The following is a 24,185-nucleotide window of genomic DNA, read 5'->3' on the forward strand; positions in this document are numbered from 1 at the left end:
TGTGAGAGGTTCACTCGAAGGATCACACGGTGGCCGCGTCCACGTCCGGGACGATCACAGGGCCACCGCGCTACACCACTATGCGGGACTCAACTGAGAGGACATGCCATGGCAACGAAGGACGAGAAGAACCTCGCGCAGGTGATCGACAAGATCGGGTCGATGGACGAGCCCGTGCGGTCGCTCGTGCAGCGGGTTCACGAGATCATCGTGGCCGCCGCCCCCGACCTGAAGCCGCGGATCTGGTACGGCATGCCCGCCTACGCGCGCTCGGCGAGCACACCGGCACTGGTGACGCTGCGCAACGACGAACGGGTCAACCTCGCTCTCACCGAGAAGGTCGAGCTCGTCCCGGCCGGCGGCGTCGACGGCACGCTGATGCCCGCCGCGTGGTACCTGGATGAGCTCGACGCGGCCGCCGAGAAGCGCATCACCGAGATCGTGAGGGCCGTGGTCGGATGACCATGAGGGTGCGGGGCGGGCTGCACCTTGCCCGTCCCGCACCCCGCTGGCAGCCCGCCCTGGCAGCGGCACTGGGCAATCGTTCGGGCTCGCGTCGGCGCCATCCCTGCAGGGCGAGCCCCTGCTCCGGCCACTCCCGTCCGTCCGCCTGCGCAGCGACCATGCGGGCGAACAGCGCCGGATCCTCCGCGCTCCACGGATGGTGCACGCCGGGTGCCACCCGGGTCCGCGTCTGCGGCAGGGCGGCGCGCAACGGGGCGAAGGCGCGCTGGATCGAGGGAGAATCATGCTCGGCGGCGACGGCGAGGACCAGCCCGTCGAACGCGTAGCCGTCAGGCGGCAGCGCATGCCCCGCCACCTCGTCGAACATCGCGCGGTTCGAGGCGGGGCTCGGCCGCACCGCCGTCGTGACGAACAGGTCGCGCGCGTCGGCCGGGATCCGGAAGAGCGGCGCCTGCGCCGCCCAGTACCAGCGCCGGTGCCAGAGGGGGACCTGGGGGCCGACGAGCATCCGCTCCCGGCGCGAGTAGCCGAGCAGCGCTGAGCCCCTGATCGTGCAGGAGTGCACGAGCTGGGGATGGCGGTGGAGCAGATGCATGGCCACGAACCCGCCGAGCGACAGTCCGACCACGTGCGCCCGGCCGGAGAGCGCCCGCTCCCGGAGGAGGGCCGCGAGGTCGTCGGCCGCGCCGTCCAGCCCCCGCCAGGCCTCGCGATACCGCTCCCCGTAGCCGGGAAGGTCGGGAGTGAGCGTGTGCCGGCCGGGCAGATTCTCGACGACCCCGATCCAGGTCCATGCCCCGGAGCTGCCACCGTGGACGAACACGATCGTCTCGCCCTCGCGCGGGCCATGCTCGAGAGGGAACTGTTCGTGCAGGGCGGAGTGCGCCGAGGTGCTCATGGGGTCTGCTCCTGGTCATGGAAGGGGGTCGGCAGGTCGAGGCGGTCCCGCAGCTCGTCGAGCCAGGCGATCTCGGCCCGGGCGTGCTGGACGCCGTTCTGGCGGGTGGCAACGCGGAGCTCGTGGCCGAGTCCCGAGCCCTGGATCTCGATCGCGGAGAGGCGTTCGAGGGTCTCCTCGGCCTGGGCCCGACGCTCCTCCAAAAGGCGCGCGACCCCGTCGGCCCCGAGCTGCTCGGCGAAGAAGAGGCGGGCCAGGAACGGCTCCTTGGACTGCTCGGGCTCGAGCGGCGAATCCAGCCACTCCCGCAGCTCCGCCTCGCCGGCTGCGGTGGGGGAGTGCAGCTTGCGATCGGGCCGTCCGTCCTGCGAGATCGTCTCGGTCTCGATCGCCCCGGGCTCCTCCAGGCGCGCCAGGGTGCGGTAGATCTGCGAGCGATCGGCATGCCAGAAGTGGGCGACGGAGCCTGCGAAGGCGCGACCGAGGTCGTAGCCGCTCATGGGCTGGAGGGACAGAAGGCCGAGGATCGCGTGCTGGAGGTCCATGGCCATAGGGCACTGCGCACCTATAGGCAAAGTCACCTATGTGTGAAAGCGGGTGCCCGGTGCCGGACCGACGGACGGCTCAGTCGATCGCGTCGCCGGCGAGGGCCGTGGCGGCCAGGCGCTCCTCCTCGCTGACTTCCCACACCTCGTGCGCCGCGTGGAGCGCGAGCAGGATGATGAGGCAGCCGAGGATCAGGTCCGGCCACCCCGAGCCGGTCCAGGCGGTGACCCATGCCATCGCGATGACCGCGAGGTTCACCAGCACGTCGTTGCGGGCGGAGAGGAACGCCGCCCGCCCGAGGGAGCCGCCGTGCCGGCGCACCCGGGAGATGATCAGGGCGCTCGCGCCATTGACGACGACCGCGCCGAGGGAGGCGAGGACGACGGGGAGCACGTCGGGCGCCACCGGATCGGTGACGCGCTGCACCGCCTCCCAGGCGGCGAGGCCCGCGGGCACGAGGATCACCACCGCCATGACCTTGCCCATCACCGCCCGCTTCGCCAGCGCCCAGCCGAGCGCGACGAAGATCAGGAGGTTGATCGCGGTGTCCTCGAGGAAGTCCGCGCTGTCCGCGAGCAGCGCCACCGATCCGGCGCCGAGGGCGACGGTGAACTCGACGAAGAAGTAGGCGAAGTTCAGCACCGCGACCGTGAGCACGGCGCGCTTGACCAGGTATGGGGCGAAGTTGCTGGTCGGCTCTTCGGTGCCGGTGGTGTCCCTGGACGAGTTGCTCATCGTGGACCACGGTAGTCGTCGCGCGGATCGCCGCCTCGGGACCGGTGCGTCCCATGCCACCGCGGACTATTCTCGGACTCCGAAGCAACGGAGGCATCGCGATGAACACAGCACGTGAGAAGCCCATCCACGACCATGCTCCACGCCCTGGGGAGGAGATCCCCCTCCCCGATCTCGAGGAGGACGAGACGGTCCCGCCCCGTCCCGAGGAGGAGATCGCCGACCGGTTCCGCGACGGACCGGAGGCGACGGGCCTGCCGGGTCCCTCCGACTGACCGGATCGCCGCGCTCGGCGCTCCCGGAATGCGCGGTGCTCGGCGCTCCCGGAACCCTGGGAGTTCGTCGCCTCACGCCGCGCCCGCCTGAGATCCCCTTCCGTGCGGGCCCGATCTAGGCTGAACACCATGGCGACACGGAGTGCGGGCGGCCCGCGAGCGAGCAGCAGCGGTTCCCGTCTCGGCCTCTACATCGACGCGATCAAGCCCGGCATCACCGTGAGCAACACGGCCACCGCCGCCGCGGCCTACGTCTTCGCCGCCCAGCCCTTCAGCCTGGCGACCTTCCTCGGCCTGCTCCTGGGGACCGCGCTCGTCATCGCGTCCGCCTGCGTGGTCAACAACCACGTGGACCGCGACATCGACGCGAAGATGGCACGCACCGCTCACCGCGGCCAGGCCACCGGGCAGATCGGGGCGACCGCGAGCTTCGTCTACGCCGCGGCGCTCGGGGTGCTGGGCCTCCTGGTCCTGCTGCTGCTCACCACCCCGGCCGCCGCTATCACCGGCGTGGTCGCGTGGCTGCTCTACGCGGTCGTGTACACCCTCGCCAAGCACCGCACCCCGCACGCCGCCCTCATCGGCAACGTCCCCGGCGCCCTGCCGCCTGTCGCCGGCGTGCTCGCCGCCCCCACTCCGCGTCCGGCCGACGCGATCGCCCTGTTCGCGCTGCTCGTCGCCTGGCAGGTCGTCCACTTCTACGCCATCTCCATCCGGCGCCGCGACGACTACGCCGCGGCCGATGTGCCCGTCGCCGCCCTCGCCTACGGCGTCACCCACACCAAGCGCCTCGTCCTCGCCGGCGCCGTCGTCTTCCTCCTCGCCGCCCTCGGGCTCGGCGCCTTCGGCTCGGCGGGCCCGGTCGCCACGGCCGTCCTCGCGATCTGCGCCCTGGTCATGCTGTTCACTGCCGCACGCGGACAGCGCAAGGACGTGGACGCGACCGCGTGGGCGAGCGACGTGTTCGGCCAGACGCTCGTGGTGATCCTCGTGCTCTGCGCCGTGCTCGTGCTGGGACCGCTCGAGCGGCTGTGATCTGCTCCGGTCCGTCCGCGACGCCGCACCTCACCACCCGAGGACGGCTCGAGGCAGGAAGCCTGGCCCGGACGACCTCGCGGGGTCAGTGCGTGATGGTGGTCTGCTGGTACAGCGCCAAACGAGGGCGTCCCTCCACCACGCGATAGGTGCTGGCCATGAGCGCCTCGAACTCGACGTCCCCACGATGCGCCGAGGCCCGGTACACCAGCACCGCCGCATCCTCGCCGAGCGGCACCAGCTGCTCCTCGCTGATCCGGTAGTCGTCCCAGGCCGGCGCCGCTCCCAGCGAGGCGGTGACGGCGTCGCGGTCCAACACGGCACCGTTGACCAGCACCTTGAGGCCGTCGTCCGTCATCAGGTCGCCGTAGAACTCGGCGCCCCGCGAGGAGCACAGCGAGTCCCAGCCGCCACGCTCGAGGCAGAGGAGGTCTTCGAGGATGAGTCGACTCACGACTCCCACTGTAACCACGCCCGCCGTCGACAGTCCCGGGCTCGCCGCCTGCGCTGTGGTCATGGTGTTCGCCTCCGGGCACGGCAGCAGTCTTCGTTCTGCGCCCTCGTCCTGATATCGTGATATCAAGCGATCGGGGGAGTCCATGACGAATGTGTTGATTCGAGGACTGAGCGATGCGGCCGTGGAGCGCATCGATGCCCAAGCGGCGGAGCTCGGGCTGTCCCGGAACGAGTATCTGCGGCGCAGGCTGGAGCAGGATGTCTCGCCGGCCGCTGGTGCGACTGTCACCCCCGCTGATTGGGTGCGGTCCTCCGAGGTCTTCGAGGATCTGGCGGATCCGGAGATCATGGGATCGGCATGGCGGTGACGAGCTGGCTCATCGACAAGTCCGCCTACGCAAGGATGCAGAGCGGGCAGGCCGCCGAGATGGAGATCTGGAACTCCCGTATCGAACGGGGTCTCGTGCGCCTGTCGACGATCACGCGGTTGGAGCTCGGCTACTCCACACGCTCGGGGGCAGCAGGACGTGAAGCCTTCAGCCTGCCACCGTTGTCCCTCCTGCCGATCGAGCATCTGACCCCGGCGATGGAGGACCGTGCGTGGGAGGTGCAGATGCTCCTTGCCGACAGGGGACAGCATCGCGCGCCGTCGATCCCCGACCTCCTCATCGCGGCGACGGCGGAGAAGAGTGGACTGACAGTTCTGGCCATCGACAAGGACTTCGATCTCATCGCCGAGGTGACCGGCCAGCAGGTGCACACCCTCGCAACCCGCTGACCCGTGCGGAGGGAACGATCCTCGCGGACCGAGGAGGATGGGCCCATGCCCACACCGCGCGAGATCCTCACCGTCTCCGACGACGCGCCTCCACCGGGCGAGACCCCGTGGGTGGTGCCGCCCGTCGTCCAGCACATCGACGTGGTCCCGGCCGACCCGACCTGGCCCGCCAGATTCGAGGCGCTCGCCGCGCGCCTGCGCAGTGCGCTCGGAGGCAGGGCGCTCGCGATCGACCACGTCGGCTCGACCTCCGTGCCGGGCCTCGCGGCGAAGCCGATCCTCGACGTCGACCTGATCGTCGCCGATCCGGCCGACGAGGAGGTGTGGCTGCCCGCCCTCGAGTCGGACTGCTTCGTACTCACGGTCCGCGAACCGTGGTGGCAGGGCCACCGGATGCTGCGCCTCGACGCACCCCGCGCGCACCTGCACGTGTTCGGCCCCGACGCCGCCGAGCCCTGGCGCCACCGCATCTTCCGCGACCACCTGCGTCGCAGCGACGAGGACCGTGCGCTGTATGCGGAGACGAAGCACGAGGTCGCCGCGCTCTCGAACGCCGAGGGTGAGCAGATGATGGAGTACAACCGGCGCAAGCAGGACGTGATCCGGGAGATCTACGCGCGCGCCTTCGCCGCGGCGGGGCTGCGCTGATCGCCGCTGCCCATCGGCCGAACGCCCGTCGGTCGAACGCCCGTCGGCCGAACGCCCGTCGGCCGAACGCATGGGGGAATGCGGTGCTACCTTCCCCGCCATGTACACCGTCATGTCGATCCACACCCCGCATCCCGAGCACCGCGACGCCCTCATCGACTCCATGCACCGCTTCGGCGCCGCGATGCGCGGCAGGGACGGGATGCTCGGCGTCCACACCCTCGAGGACGCGGACACCGGGCGGCTGATCGGCCTTGCGATGTTCGAGGACGAGGAGTCGGCGCGCCGCCTCCTCCCGCTCGTTCGCGAAGCGGTCGCCGAGGACCCCTTCGACGTGTGGGAGGCGGAGGAGGTCGAAGGGCTGCACCTCGTCGAGATCTGAGCGCAGGGCAGCCCCGACCGCCCCTCGCCCCGCTGTCCGGCTCGTGAGCACCGTGGGACACTCCGGGGGTGGAGACCAACGACGCGCCCCAGCACCCCGCCTACTTCCACGGCACCCGCGCGGCGCTGCAGCCCGGTGACCTGATCGCCGCAGGCCACCGGTCCAACTACCGTCCCGAGGTGGTCATGAACCACGTCTACTTCACCGCCCGCTGCGACGGCGGAGTACTGGCCGCGGAGATCGCCGCGATGCTCGGCCCGGAGGGCTCGGCCCCGCACGTCTACCTCGTCGAGCCCACCGGCCCCTTCGAGGACGACCCCAACGTCACCGACAAGAAGTTCCCCGGCAACCCCACGCAGTCCTATCGCAGCACCGCGCCGCTGCGGATCCTAGAGGAGATCACCGACTGGACCCGTCTCGAGCCCGCCGAGCTCGACCTGTGGCGCGAGCGGCTCGCCGCGATGCGGGAGAACGACGCCGAGATCATCAACTGAGGCGCCTTCCCACGTGCCATGATCGGGCTTCTCGGGACAACGCCCGAGACCGTTGCAGAGGAGGCCAACGAGCATGAGCCGAGCCGTCGACCCCGCAGTTCACGCGCGCCCCGCAGTCCCCACCCGCGACGCGCAACGGGCATGGCTCGCCGCCCTCCGCCCCCGGACCGCGCAGCTCGAGTTCGTGGCCAACGACGAGAGCGCGGCGGACCCGCTGCTCGCGCGACTCGCCCATCTGCCCTCGATCCTGACCGTCGGTGTGGGACCGGGGAACGGCTGCTCTCGCCCCAGGCCCACCGCCGTGGTGCACCGCTTCGCCTACGACCGGGAGATCCTGCGCGCTCTCGAGGAGCTCGGCGGACTCTTCGCCGAGGAGTCGAGCGCACCCCCGTGGACGGAGCTCGGCGACGTGGACCTGGTGCTGCGCGATGCCCAGGGCCGTGCGATCGGCGCGACCGTCGCCCACGAGCGCATGCTCATCGACGAGGACCACGACCCCGGCGACGAGAACTCCCGGCTGCGCTGAGAAGAGTCGCGTCGAGCGCGAGAGGTTCGCGGCCTACGCCCCTGGCAGGGTGAGGCGGCCGTTCATCCACCGCACCGCCGCGCTCATCCCGCCGAAGGGGTACAGGTGGTACCCGATCACGCCGAGGTCGATCTCCGCGCTCGCCGCCGTGAGCCCGCTCTGCAGGGCGTCCCAGAACCGCTCGGGGCCGACGGGGGCATCCGCCGCGCCGTCGGTCGGCAGCCCGTAGCGCTCGGCGACCTGCGCCGAGGGCGAGACCCCGAACTGCCGCGCGAAGCGCAGCAGTGTCCCGGCCCTCGCCGGACCCGGCACCCCGAGCCGCAGGGGCGCGTCGATCCCGTCGGCCCGCACCTGCCGCACCCAGCGCACGAGCGCGTCGGCGTCGAAGGTCATCTGGGTCGGGACCGGCGAGAGCCCCCAGTCGCGGATCGCCCGCGCGGCACCGACGCGCTGGGCATGGTCCTCGTTGCCGAGGAAGGCGATGTTCACGGGCGTGCCCAGGGGGATGTCCGCACGCGCCGCCTCGAGCTGGGCGATGGCCTTCCCGGTCACCTCCAGCGAGTACGCCGCCGCCGGGCGCGTGCCGCCCGCGGGGCTCGTCTGCTCGGGCCACAAGTCGACCTCGACCTCCTTATCGTCCTGCCCGCAGGCTACGACCCGTAGGCCCGCGCGGGGCGCTAACCTGGAAGGACGGATCCGACGAGGCACCGTCAGCGCCGCGACCAGCGGACCGACCACCACGGACCCCGCCGCGAGCGCGGGGGAGGAGAGCCCATGTCCCTGCGCGAGATCACCTTCACCTCCGCGAACGGCCGCGACACGATCCAGGGCTGGCTGTACACGCCCGCCGCCCCGCCGCGCGCCGTGGTGCAGATCGTCCACGGCCTCGGCGAGCACTCCCGCCGCTACCTCCACCTCATCTCCGCGCTGCTGGACGCGGGCTGCGCCGTGGTCGCTGACGACCACGCCGGCCACGGCCGCACCGCCATGGAGTCCGGGATCTGGGGCGACGCCGGGGACGACGCGGCCGACGTCGTCGTCGCCGACGAGCTGACCCTCCAGGCCGCCGCCCGCGAGCAGCACCCGGACCTGCCCTACGTCCTGTTCGGCCACAGCTGGGGCTCGATGATCGCCCGCGCCGTCGCCATGCGGCCCGAGGCGCGGCTGGACGCGCTGGGCCTGTGCGGCATCGCCGCCGGGATGCGCGGCATCGAGCAGAGCATCGACCGTGCCGCGCTCGCCGAGGTCGCCGGCTCCCCGCAGAGCGCCGAGCCCGTGCCGGGCGAGCTCATGGGTCAGCTCTTCGACGGGTTCCTTGAGCGGTTCGGCGAGGACGCCGGCCCCACCGCCTGGGTCGCCCTCGACGCGGACGTGGTCGCCGACCACGGCATCGACCCGTTCAACAACTTCGGCGCCCCGCTCAGCGCCCGCTTCGTGCAGGGCTTCGTGGACCTCTACGACCGCGCCAACGGCGAGGACTTCTACACCGCCCTCCCCGCGGACCTGCCGATCCTGATCCTCGCCGGGGACCAGGACCCCGTCACCGCCTACGGCGAGGGCGCCTACCACGTCGCCAACCGACTGTGGGACAGCGGCCATCGCGACGTGCGCACCCGCGTCTACCCGGGGGTGCGGCACGAGGTCCACAACGAGCCGGGCACCCGCGCGGACGTCGAGCAGGAGATCATCGCCCTCGTCGAGCGGGCGGTGAACGGGTCCTGATCCGTGCCCCTGGCGGCCCTGGAGTGCGCGGCGCCGCGGGGTCAGGCCTCCTCGGGCAGCGGGTGCTCGCCCTTGATCACGAAGTACGAGCCGCGGATCGTGCCGGCGAGCTTGGACTTCTGGCGGGCGAACTTGAAGGCCGAGAGCTCCTGCGGCACCTCCATCCCGTCGGACAGCTTGAAGCCGACGGCGCGCTTGCCCGCCTCCTCCCGGGTCCACAGCGCGTTCAGGCCGAGCCCGGACTCGTAGAACACGTACACCCAGAAGATTCCGTCCACCTCGCTGATGCTCATCTCGAGCGCGGGGGAGTCGATCACGAGCTCGCGCTCGGTGCGCAGGATCTCCTCGACCCAGGCAAGGGTCTGCGGCGCCTCCGCGGCGGGGACGACCGTGAAGTCGTGGTCGTACTTGTTCTTGAAGTAGCGGGCCTCGTTCGCGCGCAGGCCCGCGAGGGCATCGGCGACGGGGGAGGACTCCAGGCCCTCCGTGGAGACATCGGTGAACGAGACGGACATGTGCGGCATGGGATTCTTCCGGGAGCGGTGGCAGAAGCGTACGCGGGGTGCCCGCGCTGCCGACGGGGACGAGGCTGCGGGGGCAGTGGGGCGGGAGCGAACGCAGCGGGGATGATGGTCGCATGGATTCCCAAGATCCCGATTCCTTTCCTGCGGCTCCCCATGACGCTCCCGACCTCGCCCTCCTCCTCGCCCTCGAGGAGCAGGTGTGGCAGGCGCAGGTGCGCGGCGATGCGGACGCCGAGCGGGAGCTGCTGTCCGAGGACTTCGTCGGCGTCACCCCCGCCGGGATCCTCGACCTGGCCGCGCACCTCGGCGAGCTGGACGACGGCCCGATCACGGAGCGGTTCGCCCTCTCGCAGGCGCGCGTGCTCCCGATCGCACCGGACGCGGCACTGCTGGTCTACCGCGCGGAGCACCGCGCCGCCGGCGGTGCGGGGCGCGGCGCGGAGGCCGAGGTCGCCTTCATCTCCTCGCTCTGGCAGCGGCGCGAGGGCAGATGGTGGAACACCTTCAGCCAGGACGTCCCCGCGGGCACGCCGACCTCGTAGGATCCCGGGCGGGAGCCGCCCGCCGCGTCGCTCCCGCCCGAGGGCCACGGCGACAGGAGAGCACGATGAACGAGGACGGGACCGGGCGCGATCCGCTCGCCCTGGAGAGCCAGGTCTGCTTCGCCCTCTCGGTGGCCTCCCGCAGCGTCATCGCCGCCTACCGCCCGGTACTCGAGCCGCTCCACCTCACCCATCCCCAGTACCTCGTCATGCTCGCGCTGTGGGAGAAGGCGCCGCTGTCCCTCAAGCAGCTGAGCTCCCTCCTCCATCTCGAGCCCGCGACGCTCTCGCCGCTGATCAAGCGGCTCGAGGCGCTCGGGTACGTCTCCCGCCGCCGCGACGCGGCCGACGAGCGCTCGCTCGCGATCGTCCTCACCGCGCAGGGGCAGGCCCTGCGCGCCCAGGCCGAGGCGATCCCCGGCACGATGATGCGCCGGCTCGGGATGGACGAGGCGGAACTGGTGCAGCTCCACGCCACGATGATGAAGGTCATCGACGCCGCGGCCGACGCCGACGACGACTCGCGCGCCTGACGCGCGCCCGTTGGCGTCCCTCCGTGCGCTCCGCGCACCGCGTCGGGACTCACCGCCCCTCGTACTGTTAGTGCACTAACTATCTCGGTACGATGCTTCCCGTGCCCTCGTGGTATCCCATCACACCGACCCCTCGCCCCCAGGAGATCCTCGTGAGCGTCCCCGGAGCCCTTCTCTGCCTGCTCGCGCTGATGATGTTCCTCGTCGGCGTCGTGTCGATCTACTCGACCACCATGACGGTCAAGCGCAGCCGCGTCGCCCCGTGGGCGATCGCGCTGGTGATCATCGCGCTCGTGCTCGGCACGATCGGGATCATCCTGCTCGTGCGCTGAGGCACCCGCGGGAGAGGGCCGCGCCGCAGAGGCGCGTGATGTCCTCCCCGTGGCGCGGGCACCGGACCCGCCCGAGGCGAGGAGCCCAAGATGGTCACCGACGACACCGCAGGCACCGAACGCACCGCACGCACGAACGAGCAGGCGGATGCTCCCTCCGGCCAGGAGCTCACCATCGACCTGATCCTCTCCGTGGACGGCAGCCCCGCCGCAAAGGACTGGCCCGGCTGGTGTGGGCTCGAGTCCGCGGAGTACCTCGACTGGCTCGCCGCGCAGGACTGCTGGCAGATCCCGCTGACCCTGTGGACCGACAGGGGCTGGGCCGTGCCGCTCACCCACCATCAGGGGGAGGTCCCGGACTTCGCCGCGGCCCTGGAGAGCGTCGCCGCACTCGGCGGGAACCCCTACCGCCTGCGCGACGTCGAGGTGACCCTGCCCCCGCCCTACCTGCTCAGCCGCGAGCACCGCGCTCGTCGCGGACCTGTCTGCGAGGTCACAGTGCGCAGCGACCCCGGCGGGCAGACCCATGTGCTGCTCAACGCACTCCCAGGCCTGCACGGCATGGACGACTCCCTCCAGCGCGCTATGCCCGAGGAACGGCTCGGGGACGGACGCGCGCTGCTCATGCTGGAACCCTGGACCGATCCGTCGGGGGAGCAGCGCACCCGCGTCGCGCTCCTCGCCCACGGCACAGACCGGATCCTCGCCCTCGTCGTCACCCGGCCGGAGACCCTGCTCTGGGGCGGCAACGCCCAGCTCGAGGCGCTCGTCTCCGCGGATCGCCCGGCCACCGAGCGCGGCCTCCCCGGCACGTGGGAGGACGTGCGCGCCGCCGCCCCGTCTGGCGCATCCGGCACCGACGAGGCCCTCCAGCTCCAGCGACGCGCAGCGACTGCTGAAGTGCTGCTCGCAGAGGTGTTCGGCGACGAGGAGCGAAGGATCACCCCGTTCCAGACGATCAAGTGTGCCGCCGAGCTGGGAATCGACGACCGCGTCGACGGACGCAGCACTGTGTACCTGCCCCTGGTCGCCCGGCACCTCGAGGGCGGGAACGACAACTTCGTGCACGCCGTGCTCGCCGCGCGCAGGGTTCCCGGACGCCGCGTGGCGGGCGGATCCGTCGGCCGTCGCTCGGGAGCTGCGCGCCGCCGACGGCGCGTGAGCGAGCTCGGTCGCGACCGCGCGGGCCGGGGGCGCTCGTCGGCTACAGCACCGAGGCGAGAGCGGTGAAGGTGAACAGCCCCACTACGGTCGACTGCAGGATCACCACAGCGATCCGGGCGCTGTTCGCTCCCAGGCGCTCGGCGAGCATCGCCGCGTTCGCGGCGGACGGGAGCGCGGCGACCAGGATCAGGATCCGCAGGTCCGCTTCGGACAGCGGCAGGCCGAGCGCGATCGCGGCGGCTCCGAGACCGAGCACCAGCATCGGCTGGGCTCCCAGCTTGAGCGCCGTCAGCCACGAGACCCCGGGGGAGAGCAGCGGGAAGCGGGCCGACGGGCTGGCCGGGGCCGGGGCGCCCCCGTCGGACGGGACCGGTGTGCCCCCCCGCGCCGTTCGTGCCGTGCGAGGGCGCAGTGCGCCGCCGGGCGAGCACCGCGCCGATGGTGAACAGCGCCGCCGGTGTCGCGGCGCCCGCGAGGATCTCCAGCAGCGAGTCGACCGGGCCCGCGAGCGTCAGCCCGGTGGCCTCCCACAGCGCGCCGAGCACGATCGCCCAGGGCAGGGGGTTGCCCACCGCGCGGCGCACCGTGCCGTCCAGCTGGGGGAGCAGTCCCTTGCCGCGCCCTTGCTCGGACAGGGCGAGTGCCGGGGACTGGATGATCACGATGTCCACCAGCAGGGTCGTGACGATGGGGCCGGACGCCGTTTCGCCGCGCAGCGCGAGGAGCAGCGGCAGGCCCATGAATCCCTAGTTCGGCTGCGCCGCGATGAGGCCGCCGAAGGACGCGTTCAGCCAGCTGCGGCCGGGGCGCAGCGCGACCACGAGCGCGGCGGCGATCAACGCCACGGCCGCGAGCAGCCACACCGCGAGCGTGGTGGGGTCCAGCAGCTGGGAGACGGGGGTCGCCGCGCTGAGGCGGAACAGCATCGGCGGCAGCGCGAAGTAGAGCACGAAGACGTTCAGCCCCGCGACCGCGTCGGCCGGAAGGATCCGCGTGCACGCGGCGAGGAACCCCAGCGCGATCACCGTGAAGAAGGGGATGACGACAGCGACCGTCGCCATGGCCACCTCCTGGGGTTCCATGCAGAGCAGCGCAGCAGCCGGGCGTCGCTCCGTCCTCCGACGGTATCCCTCCTGCCCGCCGCCTCGCCCCCAGCGGAGGCGCGGTGCAGGATCTGAGTCGGGGCTCACGCCCCCGAGAGCGGACCACGAGGAGCGGCCCGGGGCATCGCCCCGGGCCGTGCCTCGGATGATCGGTCCTCGCGGCCGGCGGGGCTCAGCCCCGCGTGCGGCCGACGGGGCTCAGGCCCCCTCGCCGCCGCGGATCAGCTCCGCGGCGCGCTCGCCGATCAGCATCGTGGTGATGTTGGGGTTCACGGCGACCAGCTGCGGCATGACCGAGCCGTCCACGACGCGCAGGCCCGTCACACCCTTGACCCGCAGCTGTGGATCCAGCGGCGACATCTCGTCGTCCACCGCACCCATCCGGACGGTGCCGGCGGGGTGGTAGACGGTGTTGTGGGTCCTCGCGACGTAGTCGGCGATCTCCTCGTCGCTCTGCACGTCCTCGCCGGGGAACAGCTCCCGGCCGCGGAACGCGTCCATCCCGGACTGGGCGACGATCTCGCGGGCCTTGCGGATGCCGGCGACGGCGACGCGCATGTCGTGCCCCTCCTCGTCGGTGAAGTAGCGCGGGTCGACCTTCGGCTTGTCGCGGTAGTCGATCGAGCGCAGCCGCACCGTGCCGCGGGAGCGGGCATGGGTGACGTTCGGGGTCAGCGCGAAGGACTCCGGTGAGGTGGGATAGCCCTGGCGGCGGGTGTGCATGTCGAAGGGCACCGAGCCGTAGTGCATCATCAGGTCCGGCAGGTCCAGACCCTCCTCGGTGGGGGCGAAGATCCCGATCTCCCACCACTGGGTGGACTCGCGGGTCATCTTCTGGCTCGACTCCCAGGAGATCACCGCCTCGGGATGGTCCTGGAGGTTGGAGCCGACGCCGGGGGAGTCCACGCGCACGTCGATGCCGAGCTCGCGCAGGTGCTCGCCGGGGCCGATCCCGGAGAGCATCAGCAGCTTCGGGGAGTCGATCGCGCCGGCGGAGAGGATGACCTCCTTGCGGGCGTGCATGATCGAGGAGCGGTCGAAGGCGTTGTCGATGTACTCCACGCCCGTGGCCCGCTGCTCCTCGTCGAACAGGATCTGCATGACCTGGTGCCCGGTGAGGACGTGCAGGTTCTCGCGGTCCTGGATCGGGTGGAGGTAGGACACGGACGAAGAGGCGCGGGTGCCGTCGGCCTTCCGGTTCACCTGGAACCAGTTCGCGCCGTTGACCACGGTCTCGAAGTCGTTGAAGCGGGCGCGGGGGATCCCGGCCTGCTCGCAGGCGTCCAGCAGGGCGATGCCGAGCTTGTCGTCGGCCGGGGCGTCCATCAGCTCGACCGGGCCGTCGGTGCCGTGCCCGGCGCCCTCGCGGTCGCGGTTGGTCTCGAGCCGCTCGATGAGGGGGAGCATGTCCTTCGCGCCCCAGCCCTCGGCTCCCATCCGCTCCCACAGGTCCATGTCCTCCGCCGGCGGGTGGAAGGCGATGCACGAGTTGTGGGAGGAGCAGCCGCCCAGCACCTTCGCGCGGGCGTGGCGCATGAAGGAGTTGCCGTTCTCCTGCGGCTCGATCGGGTAGTCCCAGTCCAGGCCGGACTCCAGCAGCTCGGGCCAGCGCTTCAGCTGCAGCACCTCCTCGTGCTCTAGGTCGTGCGGTCCGGCCTCGAGCAGCGCCACCTGGAGGCTCGGGTCCTCGCTGAGGCGGGCGGCGACGACGGCCCCGGCGGAGCCGCCGCCGATGACGATGTAGTCGTACTCGACGACGGGGTTCTCGGAGGTGAGGTCCTTCGGCGCGAGGTTCTTCTCTGTCATGGTCTCTCCTGCTTCCTCTCGACGCGCAGTGTTCTGTCCGCGGTGTGCTCTGTCCGCGGTGCTCACCGCTTGCGGGGGAACCAGCCGCTGACAGCGGGCTCGGTGTTCTCGTAGATGTGCTTGGCCTCGGTGTACTCCTCGAGACCGGAGGGGCCCAGCTCCCGGCCGACGCCCGACATCTTGAAGCCGCCCCACTCGGCCTGCGGCAGGTAGGGGTGGTAGTCGTTGATCCAGATGGTGCCGTGGCGGAGGCGTCGCGAGACGCGGTTGGCGGTGCCCGCATCGGAGGTCCACACGCCGCCGGCGAGGCCGTACTCGGTGTGGTTGGCGATCTCGATCGCCTCCTCCTCGGTGGAGAAGGTCTCCACCGTGATCACCGGGCCGAAGCCCTCCTCGACCACGGCGGGGTTGTCCCAGGTGCACTGGTCCAGCACGGTCGGGGCGTAGAAGACGCCCTGCTCGTGCTCGGGGCCGCCCCAGTTCCCGCCGGTGCGCAGGCGCGCCCCTGCCTCGACGCCGCGGGTGACGTAGTCGGTGACCTTGTCGCGGTGGGCCTCCGAGATCAGCGGGCCGGTCTCGGCGGCCTCGTCGAAGGGGCCGCCCATGACGATGTCCTCGGCGCGGGCGACGAGGTCGTCGACGAAGCGCTCGGCGATCGACTCGTGGACGATCAGCCGCGTCCCGGCCGAGCACACCAGGCCCGAGTCCAGGAAGCCCGCGTTCAGGGCGTTGTCGAGGGCGGCCTCGTAGTCGGCGTCGGCGAAGACGATGTTGGGGTTCTTCCCTCCGAGCTCCAGGGCGACCTTCTTGATGCCCGTCGCCGCGGACTCGGCGATCTTCCGCCCGGTGGCGAGGCCGCCGGTGAAGGAGACCAGGTCGATCTCGGGGTGGGAGGACAGGGGAGCGCCGACGACGCCGCCGTCGCCGAGCACCAGGTTCGCCACGCCCTTCGGCAGGCCCAGCTCGTCGAGCACCTCCATCATGAGGATCGCGGTGTGCGGGGTGAGCTCGGCGGGCTTGAGCACGAAGGCGTTGCCGGCCGCGAGGGCGGGGGCGATCTTCCACGAGGCCTGCAGCAGCGGGAAGTTCCAGGGCGTGATCATGCCGCACACGCCGATCGGCTCGTGGACCACGCGGGAGATCACCGCGGGGTTCCCGGCGTCGACCAGTCGCCCGGGGCTCTGGTCGGCGATCTTGCCGAAGTAGCGGAAGCAGGCGGCGATGTCGTCCATGTCGCCCTCGGCCTCGACCAGGCGCTTGCCGGTGTCCTTCGCCTCGGCGCGGGCGAACTCGTCCTTGCGCTCCTCGAGGCGCTCGGCGACCTTGATCAGGAAGTCGCCGCGCTTGGCGGCGGGGGTGTCCACCCACTCGCGGCCCTCGAAGGCGCGCCTTGCGGCGAGGATCGCGAGCTCGACGTCCTCGGCGCTCGCCTCGGAGACGATGCCGACCTCGGAGCGGTCCGCGGGGCAGGTGATGGTGCGGGTCTCGCCGGTGGAGGACGGCACCCAGGCGCCGTCGATGAACAGGGTGGCGGGGCTGTCAGTCATGGTTCTCCTTCGTCGCGCGCTCGCCGCTGACGGCGGGCTCGGTGGGATGGGGCTCGGTGGCATGGGGATCAGCAGGGGAGGGGTCGACGTGGTCGGCGTCCTCCCACGTGTCGGGGACGACCACCGGGACGGCGCCGGTGGCGGTGCCGATGTCCTGGCTCATCGTCAGGTACATGATGTGGGCGTCGTAGGCGTCCAGGACATCGCTGATGACCTGGTCCTTGGTCTCCCCCATGATGTCCCGGCCGCGGGAGCCGGTGCGGTCGAAGATCTCGATGCGGTAGTACACGTCGCGCACCGTGGAGAGGTTCGCGGCGAAGCTCGGCACGGAATAGGCGACCGGGTAGGCCTGGTACTTGAAGTCCTCGCCGTCCGGGAAGGCGACGACCAGGTCCACGAACGGCACCTGGGCATCGGGGTGCATGCCGCGATGGCAGGTGACGTCCGCGCCGAGGTCCTTCAGCTCGCCGGCGACCTCCTCGATCGCGGGGGTCGCGACGGTCTCCATGAAGGTGCGGGCCTGGGCCTCGCTCGCGTAGGACATCCGCTTGCGCAGGCGCTGGCGCCAGGAGACGCGCTCGCCCTCGGCCTCGCGCACCCGGGAGGTGAGCACTCCCGGCAGCGCCGCGGAGCGGGAGTCGAGGTTCATCTGCTCGGTGCGCAGCACCTTCCACAGGCTCGCCATCACCAGGTACACCAGGATCGACAGCGGCAGACCCACCATCACGGTCGCGGCCTGGAGGGTGTAGACCCCGTCGATGAACAGCATCACGAGCGTCAGGGCACCGGTGATGACCGCCCACACGATCCGCAGCCACGGCGGACCGTCGGAGTCGCGGGTGGAGGCCTTGGAGGTCATGTTCGCCATCACCAGCGAGCCGGAGTCCGCGGAGGTGACGTAGAAGAACAGGCCCGTGATCAGAGCCAGCGAGACGGTGAACACGGCGCCCGGGTACTGCTCGAGCAGGTTGAAGAAGCCGGACTCGGGCTGGTTGACGGCCAGGTCCAGGAACTCGGCGTCACCGGCGAAGCTCAGCGCCGCATTGCCGAAGATCGACACCCACAGCAGGATGAACGAGAAGGGGATCAGCAGCACGCCGACCACGAACTGGCGCAGGGTGCGGCCGCGGGAGATGCGGGCCAGGAAGAGGCTCACGAAGGGCGCCCAGGCGATCCACCAGGCCCAGAAGAACAGCGTCCAGTCCGCCATCCACTGGTCCGAGGGGTAGTCGGTGGTGCCGTCGGTGTAGGCGAAGGTGTTCATCATCATCCCGGGGAAGCGGGAGAAGAAGTCGCCGATGTTCTGCACGAGGGCGTTGAGCAGCTGGTGGGTCTGCCCGGAGAACAGCACCCACAGCATCAGCACGATCGCCAGCAGCACGTTCAGCTCGGACAGGCGGCGGATGCCCTTGTCCACGCCGGAGATGGTGGAGATGATCGTGATCAGCACGGCGAGGCCCATCAGGGCGATCTGCACGCCGATCGAGGAGGGGATCCCGAACAGGGCCGTGAGGCCGAAGTTCAGGAAGACCACGCCGATGCCGAGGGACACCGAGATGCCGAAGATCGTGCCGATGGTCGCGCCGATCTCCGCGGCATGGCCCACGGCGCCGTGGATGCGGCGGCCGAAGATCGGGGCGAGCGCGGAGCGGATCGACAGCGGCAGGTGGTAGCGGTAGGCGAACAGGCCGAAGGCCATGCCCATCAGGGCGTACATCGCCCAGCCGGGGATGCCGTAATGGAAGATCGTCCACAGCGGCGCCATGCGCGCGGCCTCGTCGGAGCCGGCCGGCACGTCCGGCGGGGTGAGGTAGTTCGTCGCGGGACCCGAGATCCCGAAGAACATCAGGTCCACGCCGATGCCGGCGGCGAAGAGCATCGCCGCCCACGTGAACATGTTGTACTTCGGCACCGAGTGGTCCGGTCCCATGCGGGTGCGACCCACCCGGGAGAAGGCGACCAGCAGCACGAAGATCACCACGATCGTGGCGGTGAGGACGTAGTACCAGCCGAAGTTCGTGGCGACCCAGGCCATCGAGCCGAAGATGACCGTCTCCGCGGCGTCGGGCCAGATCGCGGCGAACAGCACGAAGGCCACGATGATCACGGCGGTGCCGATGAAGACCGGCCAGTTCACCTTCGCATGGCGGCCCTCCTCCGGCGCGGGCTCCGCGCCCGGGGCTCTCTCGGCGGGCTGGACGGGCGGGGACGCCTCAGTCATCACGATCCTCTCGGTCGACGCTCGGGACAGGAGCGGACGTCGCCGCAGCGCGTCCGTCTCCGGGGGGAGTTCCGGCGCGGCGAGCGGGGGCACGGGCGAGGTCTCCGTGGGAGGACCGGAGTCCTCGAGCATCGTCCTGACGGGTGTCCCTGGCCGCCGACCAGCTTCGACCTTATGGTCGGATTGTCGGATCCACCAGTTGCCAGCGGTTCCTGTGAGAAGCCGGTCACTGTCCCTGCGGGTCTCGTGCGCGCCGATGACGGTTCCGACGCACGTCCGGAATCATCTGGGCGCGGAGGGCGCGCCCGTCGGCGGTGACGCCGACGCGGGGGCCGGCGCCGCGGTCGGCGCGGCAGCCGTCATGCCGTGTGATCCGGCACCGTGAGCGACGGCGTCGCACGCAGCGACCGCACCACCGAGGGCAGGATCGACACCCCCGCTCCGGCCAGGCACAGCACACCGCCGACGGCCGCGAGCGGGGGCGGCACCTCGCCCAGCATCAGCCACGCCATCACCACGGTGAGGGCCGGGACGACCAGCGAGGACGAGGTGAGCACCCCGGCCGGGGTGCGAGTCAGCGCATAGCCCCACAGCAGGAACGCGATCGCCGTCGGCCCCACCCCGAGGTACACCATCGAGGCGATCGCACTCGCCGGGGCGACCTGCACCTCGGCGACGAGCTGCGGAGCGAAGGGCAGGGAGGCGAGGAAGCCCGCCCAGATCCCCACCACGGTCATCGAGGTCGAGTCGATGTGTGCCAGCATCGGCTTCTGCCACAGCACGCTGCCGGCGTAGAGCAGTGCGGCCAGCAGCCCCAGCACGAGCCCCGGCCCCTCGACGTGACCGGTCGAGGTCGCCACCGTGATCAGCCCGATCCCCCCGAGCGCGATCACGACCCCCACCAGGAGCCGGGCCGAGATCCCCTCGCCGAGAAGCAGCCCCGAGGCGACCGCGACGATCAGCGGCGCGAGGTTCACGAGCATCGCGGCGGTGGCCGCGTCGAGGTACAGCTCCGCGGCGTTGAGCACGAAGAGGTACAGGAAGAACCACGCCACGCCCCAGCCGAGCACGGCCGCCCACATCCTTGCGCCGCGCGGGAGGTGCACCCGGCCCAGAGTCACCAGCGGCAGCAGCACGAGCGCGGCAGTGCCCACGCGCAGCAGCGTCATCGCTCCGGGGGAGAGGTGCGCTCCGGAGAAGCGGATGCCGATGAAGGAGGAGGCCCACAGCACCACGACCGCGAGGGCGGCGAGCCAGGGCAGGGCAGGGTGTGAGGAGCGTGGGGCGGCGGGCATGGCTCCATCCTCCGCCCGACATCCTCCGCCCGACGGGGGTGGGTGGGCGTCCCGGATGTCGCAGTGTGGACCGCCGGACGGCCGCGCGGACGGTCGGCCGACGGGCCTCCGGCCTTCCCACGAGGAGGCCTCGCGAGGGGCCGGCTCATCTCTCCTGCGGCACGAGTGCCTTCAGCCCCGCCTCGACGATCGACCTGGACGCCCTGTCCTACCGCCACCTCACCGCGCACGGCGTGTCCTTCGGGTTCTCCCGCCACTTCGAGTCGGCGCCGATCCTCGAGGACCTGCGCCCCGTGCTGCTGCCCGCGGCCGGTCGCGGCGAGATCCGCCCGGTCATCGACCGCACGGTGGGCATCGAGCAGTTCGGCGAGGTCACCGAGGTGCTCCGCTCCGGCGACGCCGTCGGCAAGCTGGTCATGACCTTCGCCTGATCCCGCTCCCCGGGACCCGGTCCCGGAGACTTCGCGAGGCCGGTGCTGCAGCTGCAGCACCGGCCTCGTCGTCGTGCGGGCGGCCGACGGGCTCCATCTCCTCTCGGGGCGGCCGACGGGCTCCGCCCCCGAGGGGCGGCCGACGGGCCGCGCCGCTCAGGCCGAGCGGGCGACGTCCGCGGCGAGCCTCGCCGGCCAGCGCTCCACGTCCACGCGGGTCCTCGCGACCTGCAGCTCCGTGCCCGGCCACAGCGCCGCGAGCGCCTGCGCCGTCGAGAGCGGATGGGCAGGGTCCTCGCTCCACGCCAGGATCGTGGTCGGGATCCGCAGCGCGGCGAGCTGCTGCGGCGAGGGCAGATCGCTCGCCGCGGCGCCGCGCAGCACCGAGGGCAGCAGGTCTCCGGGGACGTCGGGCATCGTGTCCGGGGTGCCCTCGGTCGCCGGCGGCACCGGCGCCTGCGCCTGCACCCGGCGCAGGAAGTCCGCGCCGTGCAGCTCCACCTGCGTCGCGGTGCGCACGTACTCGTCGGCCTTCGCCGCCCGTGTCTCCCACGCCGTCGGCGGGGCCATCAGGGTCAGACCTCGGAACCGCTCCGGGGCGCGCACCGCGGCGTGCAGCAGCGTCGCGCAGCCCATCGACGGCCCCACCCCGTGCACCGCCTCGCCGGGGAACACCGCATCCAGCAGGGCGAGCAGGTCCTGGGCGAGGTGGTCCCAGCGGTAGTCCTCGGGGACGGTGCGCCCGGTCGAGGCGCCGTGGCCGCGTGCGTCGAAGCGCAGCAGGCGGGTGCCGGACAGGCCCCGTCCGAGGTCGAGGTCGAGCACGCGATCGCGGGCCCGGCTCGAGGTCAGTCCGTGCAGCTGCACCACCGGGACCCCGCCCTCGTCGCTCAGCTCGAGCGCGAGGCGGGCACCGGGGGCGTCGAAGGTCGTCATCGGGCTACTGTAGGCCGCTATGAGGCTGTCCAACGTCGCCCACCTGCGGCTCCCGTTCGGACGGCTGCGGGGGCTCGACGTCTCCGTCGCCCCCACCGGGGTCCGTCTGCCGCTGTCCTTCGACCAGGCCCGCCATGCCGCCGCCGGCGACCGGCCCGGCTCCTGGATGGCCATCTGCTTCACCCTCCCCGCCCCCGTCGACCCGGACCGGCTCGCCGCGGCGTGGCTCGCCGTCATCGCCCGCCACGGCACCCTGCGCACCGTCATGACGCAGGAGCCGGGAGAGCCGGGAGGGGCCGGCGCGCTGCAGCTCCACGAGGCCGAGGTGACCGGCAGCGCCTGGGTCGATCACCCCATCGGCCCGGGCCAGGCCGTGCACGAGGCGCTGCAGCAGGTGCTGGACCGCACCTGCACGCCGCTGTCCGCCCCCGCCCACCGGCTGTGCCTGCTGGAGACCGTGCTGCGCCCCACCGTGGTCATCGCGGCGGACCACTCCCACACCGACATGTGGTCCATGCTCGTGATACTGCGGGACCTGCTCTCCGAGCTCGACGGCACCCCCTCGCCGGAGGCGGTCCCCGCCTTCGTCGAGCACACCCGCTCGCTGGTCGAGCGACCGCCCGCCCCCGAGGAGGTCCACCGCCGCTGGGCCGAGATCCTCGGCGCGAGCGGGGACGTCATGCCGCGCTTCCCGCTGCCGCTCGGGGAGAGCGGCCCCCACCCCGAGCGGGTCGAGGTGCGGGACGTGCTGGACGTGGACGAGAGCTCCGCCCTGTCCGCACAGGCGCGGGCCGACGGGGTCTCGACCCTGTCCGAGGTGGTCTCGGCGATGACCGCGATCACCCTCGACATGGTCGGCGAGCCGCTGCGCGCCGTGTTCCCCGTGCACAGCCGCTACGAGGCGCGCTGGCACGACGCGGTGGGCTGGTTCATCGCCAACTCCGTGATCGAGTCCGCCGATCCCGACCCCGCAGCCTGCGCCGCCGCGGTGAAGGAGGCCGTGCGGCTCGGCTCCTGGCCGCTCGCGGAGGTGATGGCGCCGTGGGGCGGGATGCCCGAGGCGCCGGGCATGTTCGCCGTGTCCTGGCTGGACCTGCGCCGCCTGCCCGTGCACGTGGACGCCGCGGGCCTGGAGGCGCAGTACGTGGGCGCCGAGACCCGGCCCGACGGCGTGATGCTCTGGTTCATCCTGGACGATTCCGGTCTGCACCTTCGCTGCCGCTACCCGGACACCGACGAGGCCCGTGCGAGCGTGGGCGGCTGGCTCGATGCGCTGGTGCTCGCCCTGCGGGACCGTGCCGCGGCCTCCGTGCGCGGCGAGCTGCATGTGGGGGAGCGCACCTTCCGGGTGCGCCGCGCCCGCCGCGAGGACGTGCCCGCGATGGTCGCCCTGCTCGCGGACGATGAGTTCGGTGCCGAGCGGGAGGACACCGGCGACCACACCCGCTACGAGAAGGTCCTGGACCTGCTCAGCCGCGACCGCACCCATCTGCTCGCCGTCGTCACCGACGAGGCCGGTCGCGTGGTCGGCACCGAGCAGCTGACCATCATCCCCGGCCTCTCCCGCGCCGGCACCACAAGACTGCAGATCGAGGGAGTCCGCATCGCCCGCACGGAGCGCTCCGGCGGGCTCGGCACCGCGATGCTCGAATGGGCCCACGAGCACGGCCGCACCCGCGGTGCGACCCTCGCCCAGCTCGCCACCGACGCCTCCCGCACCCGCGCGCACGCCTTCTACGAGCGGCTCGGTTACGCGCCCTCCCATATCGGGTACAAGCGGGCGCTGTGAGCCGCGCGCGACTCACCCCTGCGCAGCGGCCTCCAGCCGGGCGAGGTCGAGCTTCGTCTGGGTCATGAGCTCGCGGGTCACGGCCTCGGCGTGGGGACCGGCGAGCAGCTCATCGAGCCGTCGCGGCGTGATCTGCCAGGACAGCCCGAAGCGGTCCACGCACCAGCCGCACTGGGACTCCCGGCCCCCGTCGGCCGTGAGCGCCGCCCAGAAGCGGTCGATCTCCTCCTGCGTGTCCACGGCGACCACCATCGAGACCGCCTCGGAGAGGGTGAAGTGCGGGCCGCCGTTCAGCAGCGTGTACGGCACGCCCGCGAGCTCGACGTCGACCGTGAGCGGCTGCCCGGCCATGTCGGGACCGTCCGGCGGGCCGCCGGCCTTCTCGTAGCGGGTCCGGCCGGTGATCCGGGAGCCCGGGAGCAGCGAGACGTAGAAGTCGGCGGCCTCGTCGATGCGGCCGTCGAACCACAGGCAGGTCCTCACCGCGATGTGCGATGTGCTCATGCGGGCATCCTCCCCCTCCTGCCGGGGCAGGTCTACCCTGCGGAGCATGAGCATCCACATGGAGAACGTCGGGATCGCGGTGCGCGACCTCGACGAGGCGATCACGTTCTTCACCGACCTGGGCCTCAGCGTGCTCGGCACCGACGAGGTGCAGGGGGAGTGGGCGGAGACCGCCGTGGGCCTGGACGGCAACCACGCACGGATCGCGTTGCTCGGCACCCCCGACGGCAGCGGCCAGCTGGAGCTGTTCGAGTACCTCCACCCCGCAGCCCTCGAGACCGCGCCGACCCGGCCGCACGAGATCGGCATGCACCGCGTCGCCTTCCGCGTGGACGACCTCGATGCGGCGCTCGAGATCGCGGCGCGCCACGGCTGCCATCCGGTGCGGGGCGTGGCGACCTACGAGGACGTGTACCGCCTGACCTACCTGCGCGGCCCGAGCGGGATCCTCGTCATGCTCGCCCAGGACCTGCGCGGCGCCTGACCGGCAGGGCGGCG

The 24,185-nt window shown here is 71.8% G+C and carries 31 protein-coding genes; 17 read left to right on the forward strand and 14 right to left on the reverse strand.

Translation table 11 applies throughout. The features are described from left to right. Positions 1-108 precede the first annotated feature (108 nt). Entirely contained in the window at positions 109-462 is a 354-nt protein-coding gene (locus tag HNR70_RS02715; protein ID WP_184324299.1) for a DUF1801 domain-containing protein, read from the forward strand. Here the strand turns inward: HNR70_RS02715 and HNR70_RS02720 are convergent. The 3 genes from HNR70_RS02720 to HNR70_RS02730 all read right to left on the reverse strand — a co-directional run bounded on the left by HNR70_RS02720 (position 431) and on the right by HNR70_RS02730 (position 2,644). Further along, a complete protein-coding gene (locus HNR70_RS02720) occupies positions 431-1,363 on the reverse strand; it encodes an alpha/beta fold hydrolase (RefSeq protein ID WP_184324300.1) in 933 nt (310 codons plus the stop codon). The genes HNR70_RS02715 and HNR70_RS02720 overlap by 32 nt on opposite strands. Continuing rightward, positions 1,360-1,908 carry a PadR family transcriptional regulator gene (locus HNR70_RS02725; protein ID WP_184324301.1) on the reverse strand — a complete coding sequence of 183 codons (549 nt, stop codon included), beginning with the start codon at positions 1,906-1,908 and terminating at the stop codon, positions 1,360-1,362. Before HNR70_RS02725 ends, HNR70_RS02720 begins: the two co-directional genes overlap by 4 nt. Positions 1,909-1,987: 79 nt before the next feature. Next, positions 1,988-2,644 carry a cation efflux transmembrane domain-containing protein gene (locus tag HNR70_RS02730; RefSeq protein ID WP_184324302.1) on the reverse strand — a complete coding sequence of 219 codons (657 nt, stop codon included), beginning with the start codon at positions 2,642-2,644 and terminating at the stop codon, positions 1,988-1,990. A 101-nt stretch (positions 2,645-2,745) separates the two neighbouring features. Here HNR70_RS02730 and HNR70_RS02735 point away from each other — a divergent pair, with 101 nt between their 5' ends. Together HNR70_RS02735 and HNR70_RS02740 are read left to right on the forward strand one after the other, a co-directional pair. After that, a complete protein-coding gene (locus HNR70_RS02735; protein WP_184324303.1) occupies positions 2,746-2,919 on the forward strand; it encodes a hypothetical protein in 174 nt (57 codons plus the stop codon). Positions 2,920-3,048: 129 nt separating this feature from the next. Beyond that, positions 3,049-3,954 carry a protoheme IX farnesyltransferase gene (locus HNR70_RS02740; protein WP_184324304.1) on the forward strand — a complete coding sequence of 302 codons (906 nt, stop codon included), beginning with the start codon at positions 3,049-3,051 and terminating at the stop codon, positions 3,952-3,954. An 85-nt stretch (positions 3,955-4,039) separates the two neighbouring features. Here HNR70_RS02740 and HNR70_RS02745 read toward each other — a convergent pair whose 3' ends face one another. After that, entirely contained in the window at positions 4,040-4,408 is a 369-nt protein-coding gene (locus HNR70_RS02745; protein ID WP_184324305.1) for a nuclear transport factor 2 family protein, read from the reverse strand. 145 nt (positions 4,409-4,553) lie between these two features. On the opposite strand from HNR70_RS02745, the gene vapB reads away from it, so the two are divergent. The 6 genes from vapB to HNR70_RS02775 all read left to right on the forward strand — a co-directional run bounded on the left by vapB (position 4,554) and on the right by HNR70_RS02775 (position 7,238). Next, positions 4,554-4,778: a type II toxin-antitoxin system VapB family antitoxin gene (gene vapB, locus HNR70_RS02750; RefSeq protein WP_184324306.1), complete on the forward strand. Its 225-nt coding sequence runs from the start codon at positions 4,554-4,556 to the stop codon at positions 4,776-4,778. Then, positions 4,769-5,188 (forward strand): PIN domain nuclease, encoded by a 420-nt coding sequence (locus HNR70_RS02755; RefSeq protein ID WP_184324307.1) that lies wholly within the window; start codon positions 4,769-4,771, stop codon positions 5,186-5,188. The genes vapB and HNR70_RS02755 overlap by 10 nt, the downstream gene beginning before the upstream one ends. 45 nt (positions 5,189-5,233) lie before the next feature. Then, on the forward strand, positions 5,234-5,836 hold the full coding sequence (locus tag HNR70_RS02760; protein WP_184324308.1) for a GrpB family protein: 603 nt from the start codon (positions 5,234-5,236) through the stop codon (positions 5,834-5,836). A 100-nt stretch (positions 5,837-5,936) separates the two neighbouring features. Continuing rightward, complete coding sequence (locus tag HNR70_RS02765) at positions 5,937-6,218, forward strand: ABM domain-containing protein (protein ID WP_184324309.1); 282 nt, start codon at positions 5,937-5,939, stop codon at positions 6,216-6,218. A 68-nt stretch (positions 6,219-6,286) separates the two neighbouring features. Next, the gene (gene arr / locus HNR70_RS02770; RefSeq protein ID WP_184324310.1) at positions 6,287-6,712 is read left to right on the forward strand and encodes an NAD(+)--rifampin ADP-ribosyltransferase; all 426 of its coding nucleotides are present in this window, start codon (positions 6,287-6,289) and stop codon (positions 6,710-6,712) included. 73 nt (positions 6,713-6,785) lie between these two features. Beyond that, positions 6,786-7,238: a hypothetical protein gene (locus tag HNR70_RS02775; RefSeq protein WP_184324311.1), complete on the forward strand. Its 453-nt coding sequence runs from the start codon at positions 6,786-6,788 to the stop codon at positions 7,236-7,238. 33 nt (positions 7,239-7,271) lie between these two features. Here the strand turns inward: HNR70_RS02775 and HNR70_RS02780 are convergent, their stop codons facing one another. Beyond that, a complete protein-coding gene (locus tag HNR70_RS02780; RefSeq protein WP_184324312.1) occupies positions 7,272-7,853 on the reverse strand; it encodes a methylenetetrahydrofolate reductase in 582 nt (193 codons plus the stop codon). Between the two features lie 159 nt (positions 7,854-8,012). On the opposite strand from HNR70_RS02780, the gene HNR70_RS02785 reads away from it, so the two are divergent. Continuing rightward, positions 8,013-8,960, forward strand: coding sequence for an alpha/beta fold hydrolase (locus tag HNR70_RS02785; protein ID WP_184324313.1), 948 nt, complete (start codon positions 8,013-8,015; stop codon positions 8,958-8,960). Between the two features lie 41 nt (positions 8,961-9,001). Here the strand turns inward: HNR70_RS02785 and HNR70_RS02790 are convergent, their stop codons facing one another. Beyond that, on the reverse strand, positions 9,002-9,484 hold the full coding sequence (locus HNR70_RS02790) for a DUF8821 family protein (RefSeq protein ID WP_184324314.1): 483 nt from the start codon (positions 9,482-9,484) through the stop codon (positions 9,002-9,004). A 113-nt stretch (positions 9,485-9,597) separates the two neighbouring features. Between HNR70_RS02790 and HNR70_RS02795 the strand changes: the two genes are divergently transcribed. The 4 genes from HNR70_RS02795 to HNR70_RS16365 all read left to right on the forward strand — a co-directional run bounded on the left by HNR70_RS02795 (position 9,598) and on the right by HNR70_RS16365 (position 12,121). Continuing rightward, positions 9,598-10,026: a nuclear transport factor 2 family protein gene (locus HNR70_RS02795; protein WP_184324315.1), complete on the forward strand. Its 429-nt coding sequence runs from the start codon at positions 9,598-9,600 to the stop codon at positions 10,024-10,026. A gap of 65 nt (positions 10,027-10,091) precedes the next feature. Next, the gene (locus HNR70_RS02800; protein ID WP_184324316.1) at positions 10,092-10,559 is read left to right on the forward strand and encodes a MarR family winged helix-turn-helix transcriptional regulator; all 468 of its coding nucleotides are present in this window, start codon (positions 10,092-10,094) and stop codon (positions 10,557-10,559) included. Between the two features lie 152 nt (positions 10,560-10,711). After that, positions 10,712-10,891, forward strand: a complete 180-nt coding sequence (locus tag HNR70_RS02805; RefSeq protein WP_184324317.1) for a hypothetical protein — start codon at positions 10,712-10,714, stop codon at positions 10,889-10,891. A gap of 90 nt (positions 10,892-10,981) precedes the next feature. Continuing rightward, positions 10,982-12,121 (forward strand): hypothetical protein, encoded by a 1,140-nt coding sequence (locus tag HNR70_RS16365; RefSeq protein WP_184324318.1) that lies wholly within the window; start codon positions 10,982-10,984, stop codon positions 12,119-12,121. Here HNR70_RS16365 and HNR70_RS15565 read toward each other — a convergent pair. From HNR70_RS15565 to HNR70_RS02835, 6 genes are all read right to left on the reverse strand, one after another. Next, positions 12,096-12,317: a hypothetical protein gene (locus HNR70_RS15565; RefSeq protein ID WP_221421081.1), complete on the reverse strand. Its 222-nt coding sequence runs from the start codon at positions 12,315-12,317 to the stop codon at positions 12,096-12,098. The genes HNR70_RS16365 and HNR70_RS15565 overlap by 26 nt on opposite strands. A 484-nt stretch (positions 12,318-12,801) precedes the next feature. Next, positions 12,802-13,137, reverse strand: coding sequence for an AEC family transporter (locus HNR70_RS15570; protein ID WP_221421082.1), 336 nt, complete (start codon positions 13,135-13,137; stop codon positions 12,802-12,804). Between the two features lie 219 nt (positions 13,138-13,356). Beyond that, complete coding sequence (locus tag HNR70_RS02820; protein WP_184324319.1) at positions 13,357-14,964, reverse strand: GMC family oxidoreductase; 1,608 nt, start codon at positions 14,962-14,964, stop codon at positions 13,357-13,359. A 62-nt stretch (positions 14,965-15,026) separates the two neighbouring features. Next, the gene (locus tag HNR70_RS02825; RefSeq protein ID WP_184324320.1) at positions 15,027-16,511 is read right to left on the reverse strand and encodes an aldehyde dehydrogenase family protein; all 1,485 of its coding nucleotides are present in this window, start codon (positions 16,509-16,511) and stop codon (positions 15,027-15,029) included. Beyond that, positions 16,504-18,732: a choline BCCT transporter BetT gene (betT, locus tag HNR70_RS02830; RefSeq protein ID WP_184324321.1), complete on the reverse strand. Its 2,229-nt coding sequence runs from the start codon at positions 18,730-18,732 to the stop codon at positions 16,504-16,506. The genes HNR70_RS02825 and betT overlap by 8 nt, the downstream gene beginning before the upstream one ends. A 359-nt stretch (positions 18,733-19,091) precedes the next feature. Beyond that, positions 19,092-20,027: a DMT family transporter gene (locus HNR70_RS02835; RefSeq protein ID WP_184324322.1), complete on the reverse strand. Its 936-nt coding sequence runs from the start codon at positions 20,025-20,027 to the stop codon at positions 19,092-19,094. A gap of 65 nt (positions 20,028-20,092) precedes the next feature. On the opposite strand from HNR70_RS02835, the gene HNR70_RS02840 reads away from it, so the two are divergent. Continuing rightward, a complete protein-coding gene (locus HNR70_RS02840; RefSeq protein ID WP_184324323.1) occupies positions 20,093-20,458 on the forward strand; it encodes an MDR/zinc-dependent alcohol dehydrogenase-like family protein in 366 nt (121 codons plus the stop codon). A 156-nt stretch (positions 20,459-20,614) separates the two neighbouring features. Here HNR70_RS02840 and HNR70_RS02845 read toward each other — a convergent pair whose 3' ends face one another. Beyond that, complete coding sequence (locus tag HNR70_RS02845; RefSeq protein WP_184324324.1) at positions 20,615-21,394, reverse strand: alpha/beta fold hydrolase; 780 nt, start codon at positions 21,392-21,394, stop codon at positions 20,615-20,617. 19 nt (positions 21,395-21,413) lie between these two features. Between HNR70_RS02845 and HNR70_RS16370 the strand changes: the two genes are divergently transcribed. After that, positions 21,414-23,183, forward strand: coding sequence for a GNAT family N-acetyltransferase (locus tag HNR70_RS16370; RefSeq protein WP_184324325.1), 1,770 nt, complete (start codon positions 21,414-21,416; stop codon positions 23,181-23,183). Between the two features lie 12 nt (positions 23,184-23,195). Here HNR70_RS16370 and HNR70_RS02855 read toward each other — a convergent pair whose 3' ends face one another. Continuing rightward, positions 23,196-23,687, reverse strand: a complete 492-nt coding sequence (locus HNR70_RS02855; protein ID WP_184324326.1) for a VOC family protein — start codon at positions 23,685-23,687, stop codon at positions 23,196-23,198. Between the two features lie 46 nt (positions 23,688-23,733). Between HNR70_RS02855 and HNR70_RS02860 the strand changes: the two genes are divergently transcribed. Then, complete coding sequence (locus HNR70_RS02860; RefSeq protein ID WP_184324327.1) at positions 23,734-24,171, forward strand: VOC family protein; 438 nt, start codon at positions 23,734-23,736, stop codon at positions 24,169-24,171. Positions 24,172-24,185: the final 14 nt, after the last annotated feature.

The organism is Brachybacterium aquaticum, assembly GCF_014204755.1.
GTDB lineage: Bacteria > Actinomycetota > Actinomycetes > Actinomycetales > Dermabacteraceae > Brachybacterium > Brachybacterium aquaticum.

What these genes read in the sequence shown, in the direction of transcription:
- HNR70_RS02720 (WP_184324300.1), bottom strand. Translation starts at nt 1,363, where the DNA reads ATGAGCACCTCGGCGCACTCCGCCCTGCACGAACAGTTCCCTCTCGAG.
- HNR70_RS02775 (WP_184324311.1), top strand. Translation starts at nt 6,786, where the DNA reads ATGAGCCGAGCCGTCGACCCCGCAGTTCACGCGCGCCCCGCAGTCCCC.
- HNR70_RS02835 (WP_184324322.1), bottom strand. Translation starts at nt 20,027, where the DNA reads ATGCCCGCCGCCCCACGCTCCTCACACCCTGCCCTGCCCTGGCTCGCC.
- HNR70_RS02825 (WP_184324320.1), bottom strand. Translation starts at nt 16,511, where the DNA reads ATGACTGACAGCCCCGCCACCCTGTTCATCGACGGCGCCTGGGTGCCG.
- HNR70_RS02730 (WP_184324302.1), bottom strand. Translation starts at nt 2,644, where the DNA reads ATGAGCAACTCGTCCAGGGACACCACCGGCACCGAAGAGCCGACCAGC.
- HNR70_RS16365 (WP_184324318.1), top strand. Translation starts at nt 10,982, where the DNA reads ATGGTCACCGACGACACCGCAGGCACCGAACGCACCGCACGCACGAAC.
- vapB (WP_184324306.1), top strand. Translation starts at nt 4,554, where the DNA reads ATGACGAATGTGTTGATTCGAGGACTGAGCGATGCGGCCGTGGAGCGC.
- betT (WP_184324321.1), bottom strand. Translation starts at nt 18,732, where the DNA reads ATGACTGAGGCGTCCCCGCCCGTCCAGCCCGCCGAGAGAGCCCCGGGC.
- HNR70_RS02740 (WP_184324304.1), top strand. Translation starts at nt 3,049, where the DNA reads ATGGCGACACGGAGTGCGGGCGGCCCGCGAGCGAGCAGCAGCGGTTCC.
- HNR70_RS16370 (WP_184324325.1), top strand. Translation starts at nt 21,414, where the DNA reads ATGAGGCTGTCCAACGTCGCCCACCTGCGGCTCCCGTTCGGACGGCTG.
- HNR70_RS02755 (WP_184324307.1), top strand. Translation starts at nt 4,769, where the DNA reads ATGGCGGTGACGAGCTGGCTCATCGACAAGTCCGCCTACGCAAGGATG.
- HNR70_RS02845 (WP_184324324.1), bottom strand. Translation starts at nt 21,394, where the DNA reads ATGACGACCTTCGACGCCCCCGGTGCCCGCCTCGCGCTCGAGCTGAGC.
- HNR70_RS02715 (WP_184324299.1), top strand. Translation starts at nt 109, where the DNA reads ATGGCAACGAAGGACGAGAAGAACCTCGCGCAGGTGATCGACAAGATC.
- HNR70_RS02795 (WP_184324315.1), top strand. Translation starts at nt 9,598, where the DNA reads ATGGATTCCCAAGATCCCGATTCCTTTCCTGCGGCTCCCCATGACGCT.
- HNR70_RS02785 (WP_184324313.1), top strand. Translation starts at nt 8,013, where the DNA reads ATGTCCCTGCGCGAGATCACCTTCACCTCCGCGAACGGCCGCGACACG.
- HNR70_RS02725 (WP_184324301.1), bottom strand. Translation starts at nt 1,908, where the DNA reads ATGGACCTCCAGCACGCGATCCTCGGCCTTCTGTCCCTCCAGCCCATG.
- HNR70_RS15565 (WP_221421081.1), bottom strand. Translation starts at nt 12,317, where the DNA reads ATGCTGGTGCTCGGTCTCGGAGCCGCCGCGATCGCGCTCGGCCTGCCG.
- HNR70_RS02790 (WP_184324314.1), bottom strand. Translation starts at nt 9,484, where the DNA reads ATGCCGCACATGTCCGTCTCGTTCACCGATGTCTCCACGGAGGGCCTG.
- HNR70_RS15570 (WP_221421082.1), bottom strand. Translation starts at nt 13,137, where the DNA reads ATGGAACCCCAGGAGGTGGCCATGGCGACGGTCGCTGTCGTCATCCCC.
- HNR70_RS02735 (WP_184324303.1), top strand. Translation starts at nt 2,746, where the DNA reads ATGAACACAGCACGTGAGAAGCCCATCCACGACCATGCTCCACGCCCT.
- HNR70_RS02855 (WP_184324326.1), bottom strand. Translation starts at nt 23,687, where the DNA reads ATGAGCACATCGCACATCGCGGTGAGGACCTGCCTGTGGTTCGACGGC.
- HNR70_RS02765 (WP_184324309.1), top strand. Translation starts at nt 5,937, where the DNA reads ATGTACACCGTCATGTCGATCCACACCCCGCATCCCGAGCACCGCGAC.
- HNR70_RS02800 (WP_184324316.1), top strand. Translation starts at nt 10,092, where the DNA reads ATGAACGAGGACGGGACCGGGCGCGATCCGCTCGCCCTGGAGAGCCAG.
- HNR70_RS02820 (WP_184324319.1), bottom strand. Translation starts at nt 14,964, where the DNA reads ATGACAGAGAAGAACCTCGCGCCGAAGGACCTCACCTCCGAGAACCCC.
- HNR70_RS02860 (WP_184324327.1), top strand. Translation starts at nt 23,734, where the DNA reads ATGAGCATCCACATGGAGAACGTCGGGATCGCGGTGCGCGACCTCGAC.
- HNR70_RS02760 (WP_184324308.1), top strand. Translation starts at nt 5,234, where the DNA reads ATGCCCACACCGCGCGAGATCCTCACCGTCTCCGACGACGCGCCTCCA.